Genomic DNA, 21157 nt, shown 5'->3' on the forward strand with positions numbered 1-21157 from the left:
TCTGGTTATTATTTTTTTACGTTTAAACCAAAAAGCTCTAGGTCCCACTGACGGTTACCACGCTTTAAAGTTACAAATTCACTATTAATGCTCGCGACGCGATAACCCTTAAATAGCTCGCCTTTTTCAACAAGCTTGTTATCCATAATCGCGACACAAGCAGTACTTGGCTTACACACAATACTGTTGAGCGTAGGCAGTCGGTACTGTTTTGCTTTTGGTTTCGCTGACGTTTCAACCGCAGGCTTTTCCCAGCCAAGTGGTGCCGTTGGATCTTGGTTCGCCCAAGCGGTTCCTGCCGCTGCCATGACAAGCAATGAGATGATGAGTTTTTTAACCACCAATAAACTCCTCTCGAGATCCTAGTGTGTAGACTTCCAGCACAAGCTTCGCTTTCGGGTACTCTTCGACTTTGTAACTAAAGCTGCGCCAATAATAACTGGCAGGAAGGCTCTCCAACTTATTTAGGTAATTGGCAATAGAAAAGTAGTCGCCAGTCAGCTCCATACGTACAGGGTGTACGTAGTAACCAGAGTATTGCGATGCTTCTTTATCTTCCGTAATTGGCTCAGATGGCAAAGTTTGCAAAGACAAAAGGTGAATGCCACTTTGCTGCTCTAATACATTTTCCAGCAGCTCAGCCATTTGCGAAGGTGTAATAAGGTGTTCGATGATCTCCGCTAGCTGCATCGAAAGGTGCTGACTTTCTGTTAGCAGGTTAGATATCGAGCGATCAATCTCAGCGTTTGGATCTTTCTTCAGCTGCGCTTGAATACGTAGCGTGTCGATTTCAATCTTTTGATTGGCTTGCTTTAAATTGCTTAGTTGCCTCTCATTACTGATGATCTCGTTAAGCTTTGGTTCCAGTACCAGCGTAAAAAGCAACATGATCACGACAACTAAACCACACAGCGCGATAAGCAATTTTTCACGCGCGCTCATTTCGCCAAAGCGCTCTTCTAATGAGAGCCAGAATTCGTTCATTTCTCTTTATCCTCGCGCGTTTTTAGCTCAAACGTCACAATATCCTTATCATTTCGGCCAATTTTGACGTCGTCAAATGTCCGGCCAACCAAGCTAATCTCAGTTTTAAATTGGTTAACCCAACTTGGTACTGAGCTCGGCTTTTTCGCCAGTCCCTTCAGATCTAAGGTATGGTTATTGATTCGAATTTCGGACAAAGAAATTTCTTGGTTTCCTAGCTTAGCTAATGATTGCATCACGCCAGAGTAACCCGTGCGCTGCGAGTCATCGTATTTCCCGACGGCTTTAAGCGAGTCTCGCTTCGCCTTGACTTCACGCTCTAAGCGGGCTTTAGCTGCCAGCTTATTATTGTCGGGTTGATGCTTACGTAGCTTGACTTGATAGCGTTCAAGCTCTGACTTCATGATATCGCCTTTGCTTTTTACAATAGCAATTTCATCTTCTAAACCACTGCTCTGCCAAGTCACATAGCCGTAAGAGAGTAGAATGGCCGCAGCCGCGACACCCCAAGATAACGCGATATTTCTTAGTGTCAGGAGCTCTTTTTTCGGCTTTAAGTAATCAGGGTATAAGTTAACGCGTCGAGTATTAGAAGCCGCAGCAGCATCTGTTAAAACGTGTCCTGATAACTCATGTTCTGGTGGTAATAACGGAGAAACTTTAGTGCTTAAACGGTAGTTCAGAGACTGAACAAGCTCACTCTCATCCTCCTCATCACAACACACTTTCAATTGATGCAGCTGCACATGGCGCAACTGAGAAGAAAGATAATCAATCGAACGTTGCAGTTCTAACGAGAGGCTATCCATCTGTAACTCGCTAGACGGAACACCCGTTAACGGTGGCGTCACACTGCGAATCGAACGATGGAACGCGATAGTATTTTCGACAAAAGCGCTAATACGGAAGTGACCACGCACACTGCGTTGTAATAATAGGAAGTTACCTAGTTCACCTGCGGTCTCTCCCCAAATGTCGTCTTCAGGAAGAATAGCTTCTAATGGCAACTGGGCGCGACTGGCCAGTAACACGATCTTATCCAACATTTTTCGTGATAAGACGTAAGCTTGCACTTTGGTTGAATTGGGTAACTCTACCGCATCTGCAATGATGTCAACGGCACGCTCAGAGATCAGTTCTTTCAACAAAAACGGTAATGCTGCAGGCCATTCTTGGCGCGGCATGACAGGTTTGTCAATTTGATACATCTGATAATAGTTATGAGAAAGGACAACCGTCAGAGAATCATACGCACTCGCAGCAACGCTCAATGCTTGCTCTACGGCTTTCTCCCAATTGGATTCAGAAATATCAAATTGGTATGGGCGGCCACTTTTTATTGAAGATGATAAATAAACGGCGTCTGGCTGAATAACCAAAAAGCAGGAACGACCACCACCAGATGATCGTTTGAGCTTGTCGAGTAGTGCTTTGAAATCCATGATTATTATTTTTATTTTTTACGCCAGCGATTTCGTCTTCCCAATTTCACTTGGGATTCTGATTGAGAACTTGGCAATGCTTGTGGACGAGGAAGAAACTGCTGCTCTGCAGAAAAGTAGCGCCCTTGCCCACCATAAACCCCGAGCTCAATTAACGTGTTGAGCTCGTTTTGATTCTCAATTCCCACTGCTATGATTTTAGTTTTACTGTTTGCCGCGGCACCTAGCATGCTGCGGACAAATAGCTGGTTCTCATGTCGCTGGTCGATTTTTGCTACTAAACTGCGATGAAGTTTAAGGTAACGAATATCCACTTCTTTTAAATAGTGAGTGCTGACGATGGTTCGTCCAGCCTGCCCAACCATTAAGTGGCACCCTAAACCGGCCAGCATTTTAGCGACTGGTCGCATAAAGTCTAAGTGTCTTACAAATTGTGCTTCAACAAACTCAAAACTGAGACACTTTCTCTGTTCACGTGACAACTGTAAGAGTTCATCACGAAACCATTTAAAGTACTCTCGGTTAGAAAAAGGCGTTACATTCAAATTGAGCGCATACTCTCTCGAGTTATCAAAATTATCCTTAAATTCTCTTAAGAATTTATTAATAACTGACTTATCCATTTGCGCTTCATAACCAACCTGTCTGATCGCAGAAATAAACCGAGACGCTTTAACAATGCCATTCTCAGGATCGCGAATCCGACATGTTAACTCTTCATATAATGATTTTTTATGCGTCGCATCACTTATTGGGTGCACAGATTGTGCGTAGAGTATCACATTTTCTGGTGTAAGTGCTGTGTCAAATAACGTTCTCCACCTCACACTTCCGCGAGCTTCTTCATCGTGGTTCCATTTTTTGAAGCGACTCCAATTATTGTTATTTTGTAGTTGCGCACTACGCAAAGCTGTCTCTGCTTCATCGATGATTTGGCTGTGTCGCTCACCCTCTTTATAAGTAGTGATGCCTATATGGCACCAGTTGTCTGGGTCGAGTGGCTCTGGCGGAATTAATTTTTCTAACTGGCGAATGCATTGTGATGCCAAATTAGCCACATCTTTGGCACTTTGATGCGGCAGAAATAACGCAAAATCAGCATCGTAATAACGAGAAAACACAACATCAGGGTATCGCTGAACTAAGTTGGATAATAAACTCCCAACTTCAACAATAAACTCATCCGTTATTTGCTTATCTTGCTCTTCTTCAACCAACTTCCAATCTTGAATGCGCACCAGCAACACGGCACCGCGAGCCCCACTTTCTAGCAACGCCGATTCCAGTTTGCTATCAAACAGCACTCGATTGGCGGTACCTGTTAACTTATCAAGGAAGGTTTGAGTTCGAATAAAGGTATCAAATCGGCTTCGCTCTTGACGCGCATCTTGTAACTCTTCAATTAATACATCGAGCGCTTCACTGGCAGTATAAGGCCATTCTTTTTTGTCACCTTTTGCATACTGCTCTACCCGACCAGCAAGGATCATCCTGCCTCGCTCTTCGAGCATTTCAGAGCCTTCTAATTGCTCCTTAAGCCACGCAACACCGCGCATTAAACAGAAGATGATCAGGATAACGGCAAGCGTGATCGACCAAAGCGCCTGCATTGAGTAGCTGTAACCTAAGTAAGGCGGGATCGCTTTAAAATGAATCGTGTAATCTTGATTGTGAGTCAGTTGGTATTCTGTCTCAAACAAGACTGACGCTTCCATTTGATGAGAAGTATCTTTGAAGCGATAAACAACCGCATTGTTGGTCGACAATGTCATTTCGACAATATTGGAAGCCTGCAGCATTTTCGGCATCCAGCGCTGCATAGAATAAGCAGCGTCAGGATCTTCCATCTCCTTGTCGACCACCTCTACGATCCCTTCTAAATAATGGGTGAGATATTCCTGCCCAAGACGTTTAAAAGAGAGGGTGCCACCGACAAACAAGATAAACATGGCGCAGATGACGATCATGGTGACAAAAGCCACCAGCCGTGTGCTTAACTTAAGAGTTGGGGTATACCTCATGAATACCAAATTCCTTTTTTATTCATCATATACCTTATTGAAATATTTATACTTGATAAGAGTTCATCAAACAATCGGATTCGTCTGATAGTGAGAGGCTGGAGCATAAAGAACATCACACTCATTGATAAGTTTTATTGTTACGCCTAACCTTGCTGAGATAAGCCTTTGAGATCATTAGATAGCGACAATAAAAAAGACCGCGATATTCGCGGCCTTTTCGATTCAAGCATAAGCAGAATTTAGAACGGGATATCGTCGTCAAAATCCATTGGTGGCTCATTGTACTGCTGCTGTGGTTGCTGCGGAGCCTGCTGTTGTTGCTGTTGCTGAGGCGCATTGTACTGCTGCTGAGCTGGTTGTTGAGGCTGACCCCATCCACCTTGTTGCTGCTGTTGACCGCCCATTGGTGCGCCGCCACCTTGACCACGACCGCCAAGCATTTGCATCACGCCGTTGAAGCCTTGAACAACGACTTCAGTTGAGTAGCGATCTTGACCGCTTTGGTCTTGCCATTTACGAGTTTGCAGTTGGCCTTCAATGTATACTTGAGAACCTTTACGCAAGTACTCACCTGCTACTTCCGCAAGTTTGCCGAACAACACAACACGGTGCCATTCCGTTTTTTCGCGCTGTTCGCCAGTCGCTTTATCACGCCATGAATCAGAAGTCGCAATAGTAATGTTTGCTACTGCACCGCCGTTCGGCATGTAACGAATTTCAGGGTCGTTACCTAGATTCCCCACCAAAATAACTTTGTTAATTCCACGGCTGGCCATGATGTGCTCCGTTTCACTCTGGATATATAAAATTTTAGCGCATTAGAATAGCACGCTTTAATGTTTTGATTAAAGTCTAATACCATTGTGATCTAATGAGTCACCTACTAGAACCCAAATCGCATTTCAACTTACGCATGTAGCATTTTTGATTCGCTTTGCAGACATCGTTTCGTGAAGCTTTGAATTCGAACGCATTTATTCAGTAAAGCTATGGTTATAACCTCTCTTTAATGCCAACTTATGGCCTTTATTGAACACTGGGAGATTTGAACACGTGAGAAAGTCGGCTTACGCAAGAAAGCTATTTCTGATCAGTATGGAAGATAATGCGCAAAAAAAGGTGGCAGCACTCGAAAAGTACATTGATATGAGCATCCCGGTGATTTCAACCGAAGCACTCATGGAAGCTAAGCCACAGCATCGTAATAAAATCCTACTGATCGACTTCAGTGAACATAAATCACTCGTTCAATCGATCAAAAACTTACCGCTGGTATGGAAGAACTTTGAAACCGTTGTGTTCAATGTCCCTAAAAGGCTGACCACGGATGAGCTGCTTTCATTTGGTCAATTAAAGGGGCTGTTCTATTCCGAAGATACGCTAGAGCAAATTGGAGAAGGATTAAAAGGCATTGTTAACGGTCAAAACTGGCTGCCGCGTAATGTAACCAGTCAACTTTTACACTATTACCGTAACGTCATTAACACTCATACTGCCCCAGCCACGGTAGACCTAACCATTCGCGAGCTGCAAGTACTGCGTTGCTTGCAAGCTGGCGCCTCAAACAGCCAAATGGCCGAGGAATTATTTGTCAGTGAATTCACCATCAAATCGCACTTGTATCAGATATTCAAAAAGCTATCAGTGAAGAATCGCGTTCAGGCAATTGCTTGGGCAGATCAAAACTTAATGTCATGATGCGATGCCGCGACTATTATGACTAAAATGACGAGTCGCTCATCTTTTTTCCGCACTAAGTCTCACACTTTTTCCTACTTTATTCATGATTCATTGACGGCTCTCGTGTTAAAGTTATGCGCAGATTCTTGATAATAACGAGATAGGATATTCCCCCAATGATTAAAAAATGTCTGTTCCCTGCTGCAGGCTATGGCACTCGCTTCTTACCGGCAACGAAATCTATGCCAAAAGAGATGATGCCAGTCGTGAATAAACCGCTTATTGAATACGGCGTTGAAGAAGCAATTCAAGCTGGTATGAACGGCATGTGTATTGTGACAGGTCGTGGCAAACACTCTATCATGGACCACTTTGATAAGAACTACGAACTAGAACACCAGATTAGCGGTACCAATAAAGAAGAGCTATTGGTAGATATCCGTGAAATCATTGAATCTGCAAACTTCACTTACATCCGTCAACGCGAGATGAAAGGCTTAGGCCACGCGATTCTGACCGGGCGTGAACTGGTGGGTGACGAACCATTTGCCGTCGTTCTTGCTGATGACCTTTGTGTCAACGAAGAAGAAGGCGTGCTAGCTCAAATGGTGGCGCTATTTAAACAGTTCCGTTGTTCTATCGTTGCCGTACAAGAAGTCCCAGAAGATGAGACTCACAAATACGGCGTTATCTCTGGTGAAATGATCAAAGATGACATCTACCGCGTAGACGACATGGTAGAAAAACCTGAGAAAGGCACGGCACCAAGTAACCTTGCGATCATTGGTCGTTACATCCTGACTCCCGATATTTTTGAACTGATTGAAAACACAGAGCCAGGTAAAGGTGGTGAAATTCAAATCACTGACGCGCTACTTAAACAAGCAAAAGCGGGCTGTGTCTTGGCTTATAAATTCAAAGGCAAACGCTTTGACTGTGGTAGTGTTGAAGGTTACATCGAAGCAACCAACTACTGTTTTGAAAACCTTTATCTAAAAGATGAAAAAGCCTCTGAGTTAGGTAAACACGCAACACAAAAAGCGGTATAAAGCATCGTCGTAGTACGAAATTACTGTTTCTAAAGCCCGGCATTATGTTGGGCTTTTATTTTTACTGTTTTTTTATCCAGTAATTTTCTTTGCACATTTCTCACACTATGTAATACTTGCCCCACTTGGTTATACATAGAGCAAAAACGATGGATAAAATAGAAGTTCGCGGTGCCCGAACCCATAACCTCAAAGACATTAATCTTACAATCCCTCGCGATAAACTGATTGTCATTACTGGACTAAGTGGCTCCGGTAAATCCTCTCTCGCTTTCGATACATTGTATGCAGAAGGCCAACGACGCTACGTAGAATCTCTCTCTGCCTACGCTCGTCAGTTTTTGTCTCTGATGGAAAAACCCGATGTCGACCATATTGAAGGGTTATCACCCGCGATTTCTATTGAACAGAAGTCTACTTCTCATAACCCGCGTTCAACCGTCGGTACAATTACCGAAGTCTACGACTACTTGCGTCTGTTGTATGCTCGTGTAGGCGAACCACGCTGTCCAACGCACCATGCCCCTCTTGCCGCACAAACCATCAGTCAAATGGTGGACAAAGTTTTGGAGATGCCAGAAGGCAGCAAAATGATGCTGTTGGCCCCTATTGTCAAAGAGCGTAAAGGTGAGCATGTTAAAACGCTTGAGAACCTGGCAGCTCAGGGCTTTATTCGTGCGCGTATTGATGGAGAGACATGCGATCTATCTGATCCTCCAACGCTAGAGCTACATAAAAAGCACACCATTGAAGTCGTGGTAGACCGTTTTAAAGTTCGTCCCGATCTGCAACAGCGCTTAGCCGAATCTTTCGAGACAACGCTCGAATTATCAGGCGGAATTGCGGTTGTCGCGCCAATGGATGGCGACGGTGAAGAGATTATTTTCTCCGCCAACTTCGCTTGTCCACAATGTGGTTACAGCATGCAAGAGTTGGAGCCGCGACTTTTCTCATTCAACAACCCTGCTGGTGCGTGTGGGACTTGTGATGGTTTGGGTGTGCAGCAATATTTTGATCCAAGCCGAGTAATTCAAGATGATTCATTAAGCTTGGCACAAGGTGCGATTCGCGGTTGGGATCAAAAGAACTATTACTACTTCCAAATGCTCACCTCATTGGCTGATCATTATGGTTTTGATCTCCATGCACCTTTTAATTCTCTGCCAAAGAAAACGCAAGATGTCATTCTAAAGGGCTCAGGTCGTACTGAGATTGAGTTTAAATACATCAACGATCGTGGTGATATTCGCGTTAAGCGCCATCCATTCGAAGGTATTCTGAATACCCTAGAACGTCGCTATCGTGATACAGAATCCAACTCTATCCGTGAAGAGCTTGCGAAATACATCTCCACTAAATCTTGTTCAAGCTGTGGCGGTACTCGTCTACGCCTAGAAGCACGTAACGTGTTTATTGCTGATACGACACTGCCTGAGATTGTTGAACTTAGCATTGCTGATGCATTGGAATTCTTCCATTCCTTGAAACTTGAAGGTCAACGAGCCCAAATCGCTGAAAAAGTGATGAAGGAAATCAACGACCGCCTGCAATTCTTAGTTAACGTCGGTTTGAACTACCTAAACTTATCACGCAGTGCTGAAACTTTATCAGGCGGTGAAGCTCAACGTATTCGTTTAGCGAGCCAAATTGGTGCTGGTTTAGTAGGGGTGATGTACGTTCTGGATGAGCCATCGATTGGTCTCCACCAGCGTGATAATGAACGCTTATTAAAAACGCTCACTCATTTGCGTGATTTAGGTAACACCGTACTTGTGGTAGAGCACGATGAAGATGCGATTCGCTGTGCGGATCATGTCATAGATATCGGTCCTGGTGCTGGCGTACATGGTGGTCATGTTGTCGCGGAAGGCACCATGGAAGAGATAATCGCGAACCCGAATTCTCTGACAGGTCAGTACTTAAGTGGCGTTAAAGAAATCGCAGTACCGAAAGATCGCACGCCGCGAGATCCGAAAAAAACGGTTGAGCTCTTAGGCGCAACAGGTAATAACCTTAAAAACGTTAATCTTTCAATTCCTGTTGGGTTATTCAGCTGTATTACAGGGGTATCTGGCTCAGGTAAATCAACGCTGATTAATGATACTTTCTTTAAAATTGCGCATACCCAACTTAACGGAGCGACAACAGCTCAGCCTTCACCTTATAAATCGATTAAAGGTCTAGAGCACTTCGATAAAGTCATCGATATCGATCAAAGCCCAATTGGCCGTACACCTCGCTCTAACCCTGCAACCTATACGGGGATCTTTACCCCAATCCGTGAACTGTTTGCAGGCACACAGGAGTCGCGTTCTCGCGGTTACAAGCCTGGACGTTTTAGCTTTAACGTACGCGGTGGTCGTTGTGAGGCCTGTCAGGGTGATGGTGTCATTAAAGTTGAAATGCATTTCCTACCAGACGTTTATGTGCCATGTGATGTATGTAAAGGTAAGCGCTACAACCGTGAAACACTTGAAGTACGTTACAAAGGCAAAACCATTGATGAAGTGCTAGAAATGACGGTCGAAGACGCCCGAACGTTCTTTGAACCCGTACCTGCTATAGCACGTAAGCTACAGACTCTAATGGATGTTGGCTTGTCTTACATTCGCCTAGGTCAAGCGGCAACGACACTCTCCGGTGGTGAAGCTCAGCGTGTGAAACTAGCGAGAGAGCTATCCAAGCGTGATACAGGAAAAACCTTGTACATTTTGGATGAACCAACAACCGGCCTGCACTTCCATGATATCCAGCAGTTGCTCACTGTATTGCACAGACTTCGCGACCACGGAAATACTGTCGTGGTGATCGAGCATAACCTAGATGTCATTAAGACTGCGGACTGGATTATCGATCTAGGACCTGAAGGGGGACAGGGTGGAGGCGAGATAATCGCTCAAGGCACACCGGAAGATGTGTCGCAAATCGAGGGTTCGCACACAGCTCACTTCCTTAAGCCTATGTTGAAGTAGAAAAAACAGGTAAAGTACCGAGACCAGCAAGTGCTGGTCTTTTTTCATTCAAAACAACGCAATAACTATGGCTACTATACATGTAAGTGGAACAAAGCTTTCTCCCGAAAAAGTACAGGTTCCCCTCAATCGCAAGTTTCTCATTGCCTTGGCAACACTATTTGTGTTGGCAATGCACTTTTTCATGCCCAACCCCGGCGGTTCAGGGCTTTCACTTTCCTTCAATGCGACAACTTGGATTGCTTTTAGCTTTGCATTAGGCATTGGGTGCTACCAACTCGCGAATAATCGAGCGCTACGTTACTCAAAATTAACCATCGGCTTGTTCATTAGTGCTCTTATCATGACAGTGCCCATTCTGTACCCAAATGCGAATAGCAGTTTGGCAGCCAATAAGCTCATTGGCCTGTGGTGTGGTGTCCTGTTCTTTATTGTCTTACAACAATTTCATTTCAGTAATAAACATCGCCAACGCCTATTATGGTTCATTGTCCTTGCGGTTGTTATCGAAGCCATTTTTGGTCTGACACAATATCTGTATCTCAAACCAGGCAATCCGTTTGGTTACGACACGGTGGCCAATCGTCCTTATGGTATTTTCCAACAGCCCAATGTAATGGCCAGCTTTCTTGCGACAGGGTTGGTGATTGCTAGCTATTTACTTGCACGTCAGCCCTACAAATACGACCGTAAGTTAAGCGATGTTTACCTTCTCTATGCCGTGCCAGTTTTAACCTTACCATTGATTGTGGCGTTGGCTTCACGCACTGGTTGGTTAGCATCGATCATCGCCGTGTTGTTGGTCATCCCATACATGTATCGCTTTGCAACCAAAGGGCGCTTTATCCGCTGGGTTACGTCGCTTGTCACAGGGCTCGCACTCTCAATTGTTGTCATGTATCTTGCCTTTCCTGATGGAAGTGGGTTAGCCGCAGAAAAAGTAAACATGGAGTCTCCTCGAGCGTATACTTTTCCGCAAACATTAGACATGGTGATTGAAAAGCCTTTTACTGGCTATGGATATGGCAAGTTTGAATCTGAGTACATGCTGTATACGGCTCGTCAACATGCCCTAAATGAGAATTACCCAGCTGGTTTGCCAGCCATGGATCATCCGCATAACGAGCTACTTTACTGGGGAGTAGAAGGTGGTTTGCTGCCAATACTCGGCATCTTCTTAGCGATGGCACTGGTACTGTATCGAATCTATCAAGCCAAACGCGGAACTCGTCTTGCGTTGCTGGCCTTGTTTATACCTATCGTATTGCACTCGCAACTGGAATACCCTTTCTACCACTCTCTCGTGCATTGGTTGATCTTCGTTATCCTGCTGTACTGGGTAGATCAGCGCGTCTCTCGTTATCGACAAGTCGGCTTTAGTAATGTGACCAAAAGCTTGCTGCGAGTCTTTAGTTTGGTACTTCCCGTTGCATTTACGTTTTACATGGTAAGCGCATTGCATACAAACTATGTATTGACGAAGTTTGAGACCACTAGGCCAACTAACCCTGATATTCTGAATCAAGTCAGTAACCCTGTAGTTTGGAAAGACAGGTTTGATTGGGATGTCTATAGCACGTTTTTAAACATAGGGCTGTACCAACAAGACGCAACCTTGATTCAGCCTTATATCGATTGGTCGCTAAAAATCATCAAAGATAAGCCTCGCCCTGCATTTTATAATAATTTGATTTTGGCCTACCAAGGCTTAGATGACTCAAGTAAAGCGGAGCAAATTAGAGCTGAAGCGCAGTTTTTGTTCCCGAAGATTGATTTCAGTGACGTCAATTACCAACCACCTTCTCAAGCAATCTCTGCCTCACCAGCCCCCACTTCAGGAGCTGAGTAATAAATACAAAAAAGCGAAGGGATGACCTTCGCTTTTCTTTATCTCATTGCTGTATGATTTTATTCAGTGAGTGACTCTTCTAACGCTTTTAAACACAGCGCAACGTTTTCAGATCGAGCGCCGTAACCCATTAAGCCAATACGCCACGCTTTACCAGCTAATGCCCCGAGGCCTGCACCAATTTCTAGGTTATAGGTTTCTAGTAAGTGAGCACGAACTTTTGCTTCATCAATTCCTTCAGGCACGTAAATCGCATTTAATTGCGGCAAACGATGGGCTTCGTCCACAACAAATTCAAAACCTAGCTTTTGTAGGCCATTTTTGAGTTTTTCATGCATCAGTTGATGACGAGCCCAAGCGTTTTCTAATCCTTCATTTTTCAGTATCAATAAAGCTTCATGAAGCGCATACAAGCTATTAACTGGCGCCGTATGATGGTAACTACGCTTGCCTTCTCCACTCCAATACCCCAAAACTAAACTCTGATCGAGGAACCAACTCTGTACTGGTGTTGTTCTTGCTTGAATCTTTTCAATCGCGGCAGGAGAAAACGTCACGGGTGAGAGCCCAGGTACACATGACAAACATTTTTGACTACCAGAGTAAACCGCATCCAGTTGCCATTCATCCACTTTTAACGGCACACCACCAAGCGATGTCACCGCATCAACAATAGATAATGCATTATGCTGTTTCGCCAGCTTACCCAATGCTTGAGCATCACTGACTGCACCAGTTGAGGTTTCCGCATGCACAAAAGCAAGAATTTTTGTATCTGGGTGCTGTTCGAGTGCTTGCTCGACTTTATCAATGGAAACAGGCGTCCCCCATTCATCATCGACGATAACAACTTCACCACCAGCACGGACGACATTTTCGCGCATGCGTTCACCAAATACACCGTTACGGCAGACGATCACTTTGTCGCCTTTCTCGATCAAGTTTACAAAGCAGGTTTCCATCCCTGCACTACCTGGCGCTGAAACCGCAATAGTGAACTCATTGTCAGTTTGAAAGGCATACTTCAATAGCTGCTTGAGCTCATCCATCATACCGATAAACAGAGGATCAAGGTGACCTACGGTAGGACGGCTTAGCGCTTGTAACACTTGAGGATAAATATCAGAAGGACCAGGTCCCATTAAAATACGGTGAGGTGGAATAAAGCTTTGGATCGACATGTCAGCTCCTTGATTATCTTTTATCCTGAGCATTCTAAAAGTTCTATTCAATAACATGGCTCAGGTGTAGGGTTCTTCACCCTAATAGATTTTTCCTCTATCAGCAATTAGCCGTAAGTATGGAGGTCAAACCAGTGTCACAAAATCGTTAATAAAAAACACCATAAAGGTTGAAATATTGATTGACATTAAGGCCTCAAAACCGTTCAATGTTTGAGCTTTATGTAGAAGAGGAGCGCTACCCAGGTAGATGATTTGTGGAACCGCAATTCCAACACCAATCATTGAGGGGGAGTAGTGCCGAGGTAAGTCAAAGTTGCAGGGTTTGACTTGTCGGTTGAATTGGGCTGAATCCCATCAACTGTCATCAGCGCAGTCTGATGAAGGGCTTCTGAGGGTAAATTTTTCAAATAGCATTCTAAATACCTCTCTTTTTGCTCTGTTCCTTTTCTCACTAAACATTGGATGTACAATTTTTTAGGAAGTCGTGGGAGAACGCAGTGAGCGCATTTAACGTAGCTAAATTCGGTGGAACCAGTGTTGCCAACTTTGAGGCAATGAGTCGTTGTGCCACCATTATCGAAAACAATCCAAATACTCGCTTGGTCGTGAGCAGCGCTTGCTCTGGCGTCACCAACCTATTGGTAGAACTCGCCAACGGGGTTCAGGATCAAACGCACCGTACTGAGCTGCTGCAAAATCTGGCCAACATTCATGACGCCATTTTAACTCAGCTCGAAGACAGCACGAAAACTGCTGCCGAGGTGTATGGCATATTAGATACCGTAACCAGCCTGGCCGAGGCTGCATCTATCCAAGCTAGTGCGAAGTTAACCGATCATTTGGTCGCATGTGGCGAACTCATGTCGACGCATATTCTAACTCAGTTAATGTGTGAGCGAGGCATTCAAGCTGTGCGCTTTGATATCCGCGATGTGCTGCGTACTGATGACAACTTTGGTCGCGCGGAGCCAAACATTGAAGCAATTTCGACGCTTGCGCAAGATAAACTCATACCACTTTGCCAACAATCCGTTGTTGTTACTCAAGGCTTCATAGGATCTGACGAAGCCGGTAATACAACAACACTAGGTCGAGGAGGCAGCGATTACAGCGCCGCCTTAATTGCTGAGAGCGTCAAAGCGGCAGGGTTAGAAATCTGGACTGATGTTCCGGGCATCTACACAACAGACCCGCGAATTGCGCCAAAAGCCTCACCAATTCCCGAGATCAGCTTTAGTGAAGCTTCAGAAATGGCTAACTTTGGCGCTAAAATCCTTCACCCTTCTACGCTAGTACCCGCATTGCGCCACGACATTCCGGTATTTGTAGGGTCATCGAAAGAGCCAGAAAAAGGGGGAACTTGGATTCGCCACCAAGTCGAAAGCTCACCGTTGTTCCGTGCGCTAGCTTTGCGTTGTAACCAAACCATGGTAACGCTACGCAGCGCCAACATGTTCCACGCATACGGCTTCTTAGCGAAGGTTTTTGAGATCCTTGCAAAGCATAAGATCTCGGTCGATTTAATCACGACATCTGAAATCAGTGTATCGTTAACACTTGATAAAACCGATACATCCGGCGGCGCGCCGCAGCTGCCGCAAGCTGTACGAGAAGAGTTAGAAGGGTTATGTAAGGTAGAAGTTGAACATGACCTATGCCTCGTTGCTCTCATTGGTAACAACATGAGTGAGAGTAAAGGCTACGCGAAACAGGTTTTTGGCACGCTAGAAGACTTTAACCTACGCATGATTTGTTATGGTGCTAGCCCTCACAACTTATGCTTCTTGCTCCATGAGTCGGTATCGAAACAAGCCATACAAAAACTTCACACCGAGTTGTTTGAGAAGTAAGTTCAACTCAATAAAACAAAGGGCTGCGTATCTGCAGCCCTTTGTTGTGTCAATAGTTGTTACGTTTGAACGAGGTAAACATCAATTTAACCGTTAATGTTTGGCCCTAACCATTTTTCAGCCTCGATCCTATCCCACCCCTTACGATCAGCGTAGCTCTCTAGCTGATCTTCTTGGATCTGTGCGATCGCAAAGTAACGTGAGTCAGGATGAGAGAAATACCAACCAGAGACTGACGCGCCCGGATACATTGCATAGCTGGAGGTTAGAGTCATGCCAATATTCTCTTCCACATTAAGTAGCTCCCAAAGCGGTCCTTTTTCAGTATGCTCAGGGCATGCTGGATAACCCGGCGCAGGGCGAATACCTTGGTATTTTTCACGAATGAGATCATTGTTAGATAAATCTTCATCCGCAGCATAACCCCAAATTTCTTTACGGACACGCTCATGCAAATACTCAGCAAACGCTTCGGCTAGGCGATCCGCCACCGCTTGAATCATAATTGCGTTGTAATCATCTCCCTGTGCTTTGTATTCATCAGCAAGCTCTCGCTCACCAATACCACCAGTGACAGCAAATGCCCCTATCCAATCATGTTTACCCGACTCTTTAGGTGCGATGTAGTCAGACAAACAATAGTTGAACCCTTTTGGTTTCTCAGTCTGTTGACGCAAGTTACGCAGTACTTTCACAACGTCGGTACGAGTTTCATCAGCATAAACTTCAATGTCGTCCCCCATGCTCGCAGCAGGGAATAAGCCACACATTCCACGCGCTTTTAACAGGCCTTCTCGCTCAACTCGGTCAAGTAACTCGTTGGCATCTTCGAATAAACGTTTTGCTTCTTCACCGACTTCTTCATGTTGGAAAATTGTTGGATACTTACCCACAAGTGACCAAGTCATAAAGAATGGTGTCCAATCGATGTATTGACGTAATATAGCCACATCAAAATCATCGAAGATATGAATACCAGGCTTAACAGGCACTGGAGGGGTGTAAGCTTCCCAATCGATCGCAACTTTATTCGCTCGAGCCGCTTCTAATGTCACTGGTTTGGTTCTCGGTTTCTTTCGATTATGTTGAGCACGTACTCGTTCGTAATCAGCTTCAAGTTTTTCAACAAATTCAGGGCGACGTTCATCTGACAATAGAGAAGTACATACGCCCACTGCACGTGAGGCGTTGTTCACGTAAACCACTGGATGCTTGTAATTTTGCTCAATCTTAACTGCTGTATGGGCTTTTGACGTTGTTGCACCACCGATGAGAAGAGGTAAGTTAAAGTCGAGACGCTCCATCTCTTTTGCAACATGCACCATTTCGTCTAATGAAGGCGTGATCAACCCTGACAAACCAATAATATCGACGTTCTCTTCTTGCGCTACTTTTAAGATCTTTTCGCAAGGAACCATGACACCAAGATCGATAATTTCGTAGTTATTGCACTGCAATACAACGCCAACGATATTTTTCCCGATATCATGTACATCACCTTTGACCGTCGCTAGCAAAATCTTACCGTTTGTTTGTCCCACCTGCTTTTCTGCATTGATGTAGGGCTCGAGATGCGCTACCGCTTGCTTCATCACTCGGGCAGATTTTACGACCTGAGGAAGGAACATTTTACCTTCACCAAACAAGTCTCCGACGACGTTCATCCCATCCATGAGTGGGCCTTCAATCACCTCTAATGGCTTTGAAGCATTGACACGTGCCTCTTCGGTATCATCAACGATAAACTCGGTTATTCCTTTCACTAACGCGTGTTCTAAACGCTTTTCAACAGGCCAAGTTCTCCACTCAAGTGCAGAGGCATCCTCCTCTTTACCTACCCCTTTGCCTGCGTATTCCGCCGCGATATCTAACAACCTCTCAGTGGCATCATCGCGACGGTTAAGAACGACATCTTCCACAGCCTCACGCAGCGTTTCAGGCACGTTATCGTAGATTTCTAACTGACCCGCATTCACAATCCCCATATCCATACCATTTTTAAAACAGTGATAGAGGAACACCGCGTGAATCGCTTCACGTACATAGTTATTGCCACGGAATGAGAAGGAAACGTTAGAAACACCACCCGAGATCATCGCGTGTGGTAAATCACGTTTGATATCGCCAACGGCTTCAATGAAATCCACCGCGTAGTTATTATGCTCCTCGATACCCGTAGCAATGGCAAAAATGTTTGGGTCAAAGATGATGTCTTCTGGTGGAAAGCCCACTTCATCAACGAGAATTCGGTAAGCGTTGGTACAAATTTCTACTTTGCGCTCACGTGTATCTGCTTGCCCAATCTCATCAAACGCCATCACAATCACAGCCGCACCGTAACGGCGGATCAACTTAGCTTGTTCAACGAATTTCTCTTTGCCTTCTTTGAGAGAGATCGAGTTAACAATGCCTTTGCCTTGGATGCACTTAAGACCGGCTTCAATAACCTCCCACTTGGAAGAGTCAACCATGATTGGTACTTTTGAGATTTCAGGTTCTGACGCACAAAGGTTTAAAAAGCGAACCATACAAGCTTGTGCATCCAACATGCCTTCATCCATGTTGATATCGATAATTTGAGCGCCATTTTCAACTTGTTGACGAGCCACATCGAGCGCTTCATCGTACAGCTCTTCTTTAATCAAGCGCTTAAAACGCGCAGAACCGGTTACATTAGTACGCTCACCGACATTGATAAATAAAGAGTCTTTATCAATAGCGAGTGGCTCTAGGCCAGACAAGCGACAAGCGACGGGAAGGTCAGGTAATTGACGAGGGGCGATATTTTCAACCGCAAGTGCCATTTGGCGAATGTGCTCAGGAGTTGTACCACAGCACCCACCAATCAAGTTTAAAAAGCCACTTTGAGCCCACTCTTTAACATGCTTAGCCATATCTTCTGGCGATAAATCGTATTCGCCGAATGCATTCGGAAGCCCGGCATTTGGGTGAGCGGAAACAAAAGATTCTGATATACGCGAAAGCTCTTCAACATAAGGACGAAGCTCATCTGGGCCCAGCGCACAGTTCAAACCAAACGAAATCGGTTTAACATGACGTAATGAGTTGTAAAACGCTTCTGTAGTTTGACCTGATAATGTTCTACCGGAAGCATCAGTAATAGTCCCCGAGATCATCACAGGTAACTCAATACCCATCTCTTCAAACACACTTTCAACAGCAAATGAACAAGCCTTAGCGTTAAGAGTATCGAAGATGGTCTCGATAAGAATAAGGTCAGAACCACCTTTAATCAGCGCTCGAGTCGATTCAGAGTAAGCCTCAACTAACTCGTCGAAAGAAACATTTCGATATCCGGGGTCATTTACATCAGGAGAAATAGAACAAGTCCGGTTCGTCGGCCCTAAAACCCCTGCGACATAACGCGGTTTATCGGGTGTTTTTGCGGTCCATTCGTCTGCAACTTCACGTGCAAGCTTGGCAGCTGCAAAGTTAATTTCTTCACTTAGGCTTTCCATCTCGTAGTCAGCCATCGCAATGGTTGTTGCGTTAAACGTGTTGGTTTCGAGAATATCTGCACCCGCTTCTAAATATGCAGCGTGAATTTCCTTGATAAGTTGAGGCTGACTTAGAACCAACAGGTCGTTGTTACCTTTTAGATCACAATGCCAATCCGCAAAGCGCGTTCCTCGATAGTCTTGCTCTTCAAGTTTGTATCCCTGAATCATGGTTCCCATACCACCATCAATCAAAAGAATACGTTGCTTCAATTGAGCTTCAATCTGTTGTCTTACATTACTTCCCACAGTACAACCTCATTCCTTTAGTTATCATTCCATCCTATCACACAAACTTCAGGAGTCTAGACGTCTAAACGTGGAATTAATGATTATTTTATCTCCTTCTTAACTTACAAAATAATCGCGAAAAAATGTTTGCTATTTAAGCAGCATCAGTCGAGAATCCCATTCATAAAATGTTACAAATAGAGAGCTCTATGTCGGTCTATCATACTTTATGTTTTCTATCCGCAGCTGCAATGCTAATTGCTTTTGTAAACAGCAAGATAGGAAAGATGCAAACCACCATTGCGATTACCGCAGGTTCAATGGTGCTTTCACTTCTAATCTTAATTGCAGGTCAAAACAACTGGTTCCACCTCACCGAAATTGCGACAGAAACGGTCACAAGGATCAACTTTGAAGATTTCTTGCTCAAGGGCATTCTTGGCTTCTTACTATTTGCGGGTGGATTAGGCATCAAACTCCCGAACCTTAAAGATCAAAAATGGGAAATTACCGTTTTGGCTCTCGGAGCCACCCTGTTTTCCACTTTCTTTATCGGGTTTGCGCTCTACGGATTCTGTCAGTTAATTGGCATCCAATTTGATTTAGTCTACTGCTTACTTTTCGGTGCACTTATATCGCCAACTGACCCAATCGCTGTATTGGCTATAGTTAAAAAGCTTGATGCTCCCAAACGTATCTCCACCCAGATTGAAGGAGAGTCGCTCTTCAATGACGGCTTCGGTTTGGTTATCTTTGTCACTCTATTTACGATTGCATTTGGTACTGAGGCACCAACTGTAGGTAGTGTCACCTTGCTCTTCATCCAAGAAGCTATCGGTGGTATCACTTATGGTTTCGTCCTCGGTTTGCTATTCCACTACTTAATCAGTGCCACCGATGATCACTCAATGGAGTTATTACTTACTATTGGTGTCCCAACGGCAGGTTACGCATTTGCTGAATACATCCATGTATCAGGCCCACTCGCGATGGTTGTATCCGGTATTATGATTGGCAACTGGACACGCTTTATTGGCTTTTCAAAAGAGAGTGAAGACCACCTTGACCACTTTTGGGAGCTCGTCGATGAGTTCTTGAATGGCGTGTTATTCCTACTGATCGGTATGTCGATGCTGCTATTTGAATTCCACAAAGAAGACTGGATCATGATGGCTATCTCAGTCCCTCTTGTGCTGGCAGCGCGCTATTTAAGCGTATTTCTCTCGTACATTGGCTTTAAGCGTTACAGAAAATATAACCCGTGGTCAGTACGTATTTTGACATGGGGCGGCTTACGCGGGGGCCTTGCATTAGCAATGGCACTTTCCATTCCATCTGGTATTTGGGTGATTCAAGATAAGTTAATCGATGTAAAAGAGATTATTCTTGTAATGACCTACTCCGTCGTTGTTTTCTCTATCCTCATTCAAGGCTCAACAATCACCCCAATGATTGAAAAAGCAAAAGATGAAGAGAAGAAAATGGAAGAGAACAACCAAGCAATAACCACTCCAGAGCATACGGAGCCAGTGGACTCTTAAAGGCACGTAACTTAATAGATGAAAAAGCAGCTATCTAGCTGCTTTTTTCATATCTAATCTTCGGACTCCCCTTCAAGAACAAAACGCTTGTTACTCTTTGATATACAGTTAAATATCCGAATAATCGTCACGCTACGGTTTCATAGATACTAACTATTGCCGATAGATAGCATCCATAGAGGGAGTCTTTTAGTTTAAGCATTTTCATCATCACTTCTCTTCCCTTAGCAATATAGGCTCCCTGTAAACACCACAGCTAAACTTCCACAACACTTAACAATGAGCGACTTTGTATTTGTATAGAGAAAGAAGCATTGAGGATGATTGCGAGATCACTCCCCCAAACGGGCTTGAAATCCCACCAAACTAAGGTCTGAGCTAGAACTCAGGTTGTTCAAGCCCTTAGCAGAAGTTTAGAGTCCTCATACTTGATCTCAGCGACACTGAACTTATATTCAAAGTTGTTCTGTTTTCGAGATAGAAACAAAGCGACACCTCGAACAACTAGGTTCATAGTTAGATATTTCTAATATGTTATAGAGGAATCTTTGGTAAGCACGTGCTGGTACTCAAAAAGAGAGCTCGAGACTGGCATCAACTAGTTCATGACAGGGCTTAGAAAGCATAGTGAAGAGGGAAGCTTGCCTCTCGATACAAGGTTTCAATATGGAAATGGGGTTAAGGTAAGTCGGGTAACTAAAACGAAAAAAACCCCAGTCTTTCGACTGGGGCTTAATATAAGTGGCGGAGTGGACGGGACTCGAACCCGCGACCCCCGGCGTGACAGGCCGGTATTCTAACCAACTGAACTACCACTCCGCAGTGGTATCACC

General features: G+C 44.5%; 13 protein-coding genes, 1 tRNA gene and 1 riboswitch. Of the genes, 6 read left to right on the forward strand and 8 right to left on the reverse strand.

Features of this window, described 5'->3' with window-relative positions; all coding sequences use genetic code 11:
* Positions 1–8: 8 nt before the first annotated feature.
* From EX191_RS16270 to EX191_RS16290, 5 genes are all read right to left on the reverse strand, one after another.
* A complete protein-coding gene (locus EX191_RS16270; RefSeq protein WP_046873588.1) occupies positions 9–341 on the reverse strand; it encodes a hypothetical protein in 333 nt (110 codons plus the stop codon).
* A complete protein-coding gene (gene gspM, locus EX191_RS16275; protein ID WP_047009166.1) occupies positions 334–984 on the reverse strand; it encodes a type II secretion system protein GspM in 651 nt (216 codons plus the stop codon). Before gspM ends, EX191_RS16270 begins: the two co-directional genes overlap by 8 nt.
* Positions 981–2426: an MSHA biogenesis protein MshI gene (locus tag EX191_RS16280; protein WP_193448063.1), complete on the reverse strand. Its 1446-nt coding sequence runs from the start codon at positions 2424–2426 to the stop codon at positions 981–983. The genes gspM and EX191_RS16280 overlap by 4 nt, the downstream gene beginning before the upstream one ends.
* Positions 2427–2437: 11 nt before the next feature.
* Positions 2438–4447 (reverse strand): RNase E specificity factor CsrD, encoded by a 2010-nt coding sequence (gene csrD / locus EX191_RS16285; protein ID WP_085344274.1) that lies wholly within the window; start codon positions 4445–4447, stop codon positions 2438–2440.
* 242 nt (positions 4448–4689) lie between these two features.
* Positions 4690–5226, reverse strand: coding sequence for a single-stranded DNA-binding protein (locus EX191_RS16290; RefSeq protein WP_012841367.1), 537 nt, complete (start codon positions 5224–5226; stop codon positions 4690–4692).
* 277 nt (positions 5227–5503) lie between these two features.
* Here EX191_RS16290 and EX191_RS16295 point away from each other — a divergent pair, with 277 nt between their 5' ends.
* The 4 genes from EX191_RS16295 (at position 5504) to EX191_RS16310 (ending at position 12000) form a co-directional block, all read left to right on the forward strand.
* Positions 5504–6148 carry a LuxR C-terminal-related transcriptional regulator gene (locus EX191_RS16295; protein ID WP_005397417.1) on the forward strand — a complete coding sequence of 215 codons (645 nt, stop codon included), beginning with the start codon at positions 5504–5506 and terminating at the stop codon, positions 6146–6148.
* Positions 6149–6306: 158 nt separating this feature from the next.
* On the forward strand, positions 6307–7179 hold the full coding sequence (gene galU, locus EX191_RS16300; RefSeq protein ID WP_005397418.1) for a UTP--glucose-1-phosphate uridylyltransferase GalU: 873 nt from the start codon (positions 6307–6309) through the stop codon (positions 7177–7179).
* Positions 7180–7328: 149 nt separating this feature from the next.
* Complete coding sequence (gene uvrA / locus EX191_RS16305) at positions 7329–10151, forward strand: excinuclease ABC subunit UvrA (RefSeq protein ID WP_193448064.1); 2823 nt, start codon at positions 7329–7331, stop codon at positions 10149–10151.
* A gap of 67 nt (positions 10152–10218) precedes the next feature.
* Positions 10219–12000 (forward strand): PglL family O-oligosaccharyltransferase, encoded by a 1782-nt coding sequence (locus tag EX191_RS16310; protein ID WP_193448065.1) that lies wholly within the window; start codon positions 10219–10221, stop codon positions 11998–12000.
* Positions 12001–12059: 59 nt separating this feature from the next.
* Here the strand turns inward: EX191_RS16310 and EX191_RS16315 are convergent, their stop codons facing one another.
* A complete protein-coding gene (locus EX191_RS16315) occupies positions 12060–13181 on the reverse strand; it encodes a pyridoxal-phosphate-dependent aminotransferase family protein (protein ID WP_017821323.1) in 1122 nt (373 codons plus the stop codon).
* Between the two features lie 220 nt (positions 13182–13401).
* Positions 13402–13580: riboswitch (Lysine riboswitch) on the forward strand.
* A 101-nt stretch (positions 13581–13681) separates the two neighbouring features.
* Between EX191_RS16315 and lysC the strand changes: the two genes are divergently transcribed.
* On the forward strand, positions 13682–15034 hold the full coding sequence (lysC, locus tag EX191_RS16320) for a lysine-sensitive aspartokinase 3 (protein WP_193448066.1): 1353 nt from the start codon (positions 13682–13684) through the stop codon (positions 15032–15034).
* An 86-nt stretch (positions 15035–15120) separates the two neighbouring features.
* Here the strand turns inward: lysC and metH are convergent, their stop codons facing one another.
* On the reverse strand, positions 15121–18801 hold the full coding sequence (metH, locus tag EX191_RS16325; RefSeq protein WP_193448067.1) for a methionine synthase: 3681 nt from the start codon (positions 18799–18801) through the stop codon (positions 15121–15123).
* Positions 18802–18992: 191 nt separating this feature from the next.
* Here metH and EX191_RS16330 point away from each other — a divergent pair, with 191 nt between their 5' ends.
* Positions 18993–20324 carry a cation:proton antiporter gene (locus tag EX191_RS16330; protein ID WP_041852885.1) on the forward strand — a complete coding sequence of 444 codons (1332 nt, stop codon included), beginning with the start codon at positions 18993–18995 and terminating at the stop codon, positions 20322–20324.
* 742 nt (positions 20325–21066) lie between these two features.
* Here the strand turns inward: EX191_RS16330 and EX191_RS16335 are convergent.
* Positions 21067–21143 (reverse strand) — tRNA-Asp (locus tag EX191_RS16335).
* Positions 21144–21157 lie beyond the last annotated feature (14 nt).

The sequence above is a fragment of the Vibrio chemaguriensis genome (assembly GCF_012275705.1).
GTDB classification, from domain to species: Bacteria; Pseudomonadota; Gammaproteobacteria; order Enterobacterales; family Vibrionaceae; genus Vibrio; species Vibrio diabolicus.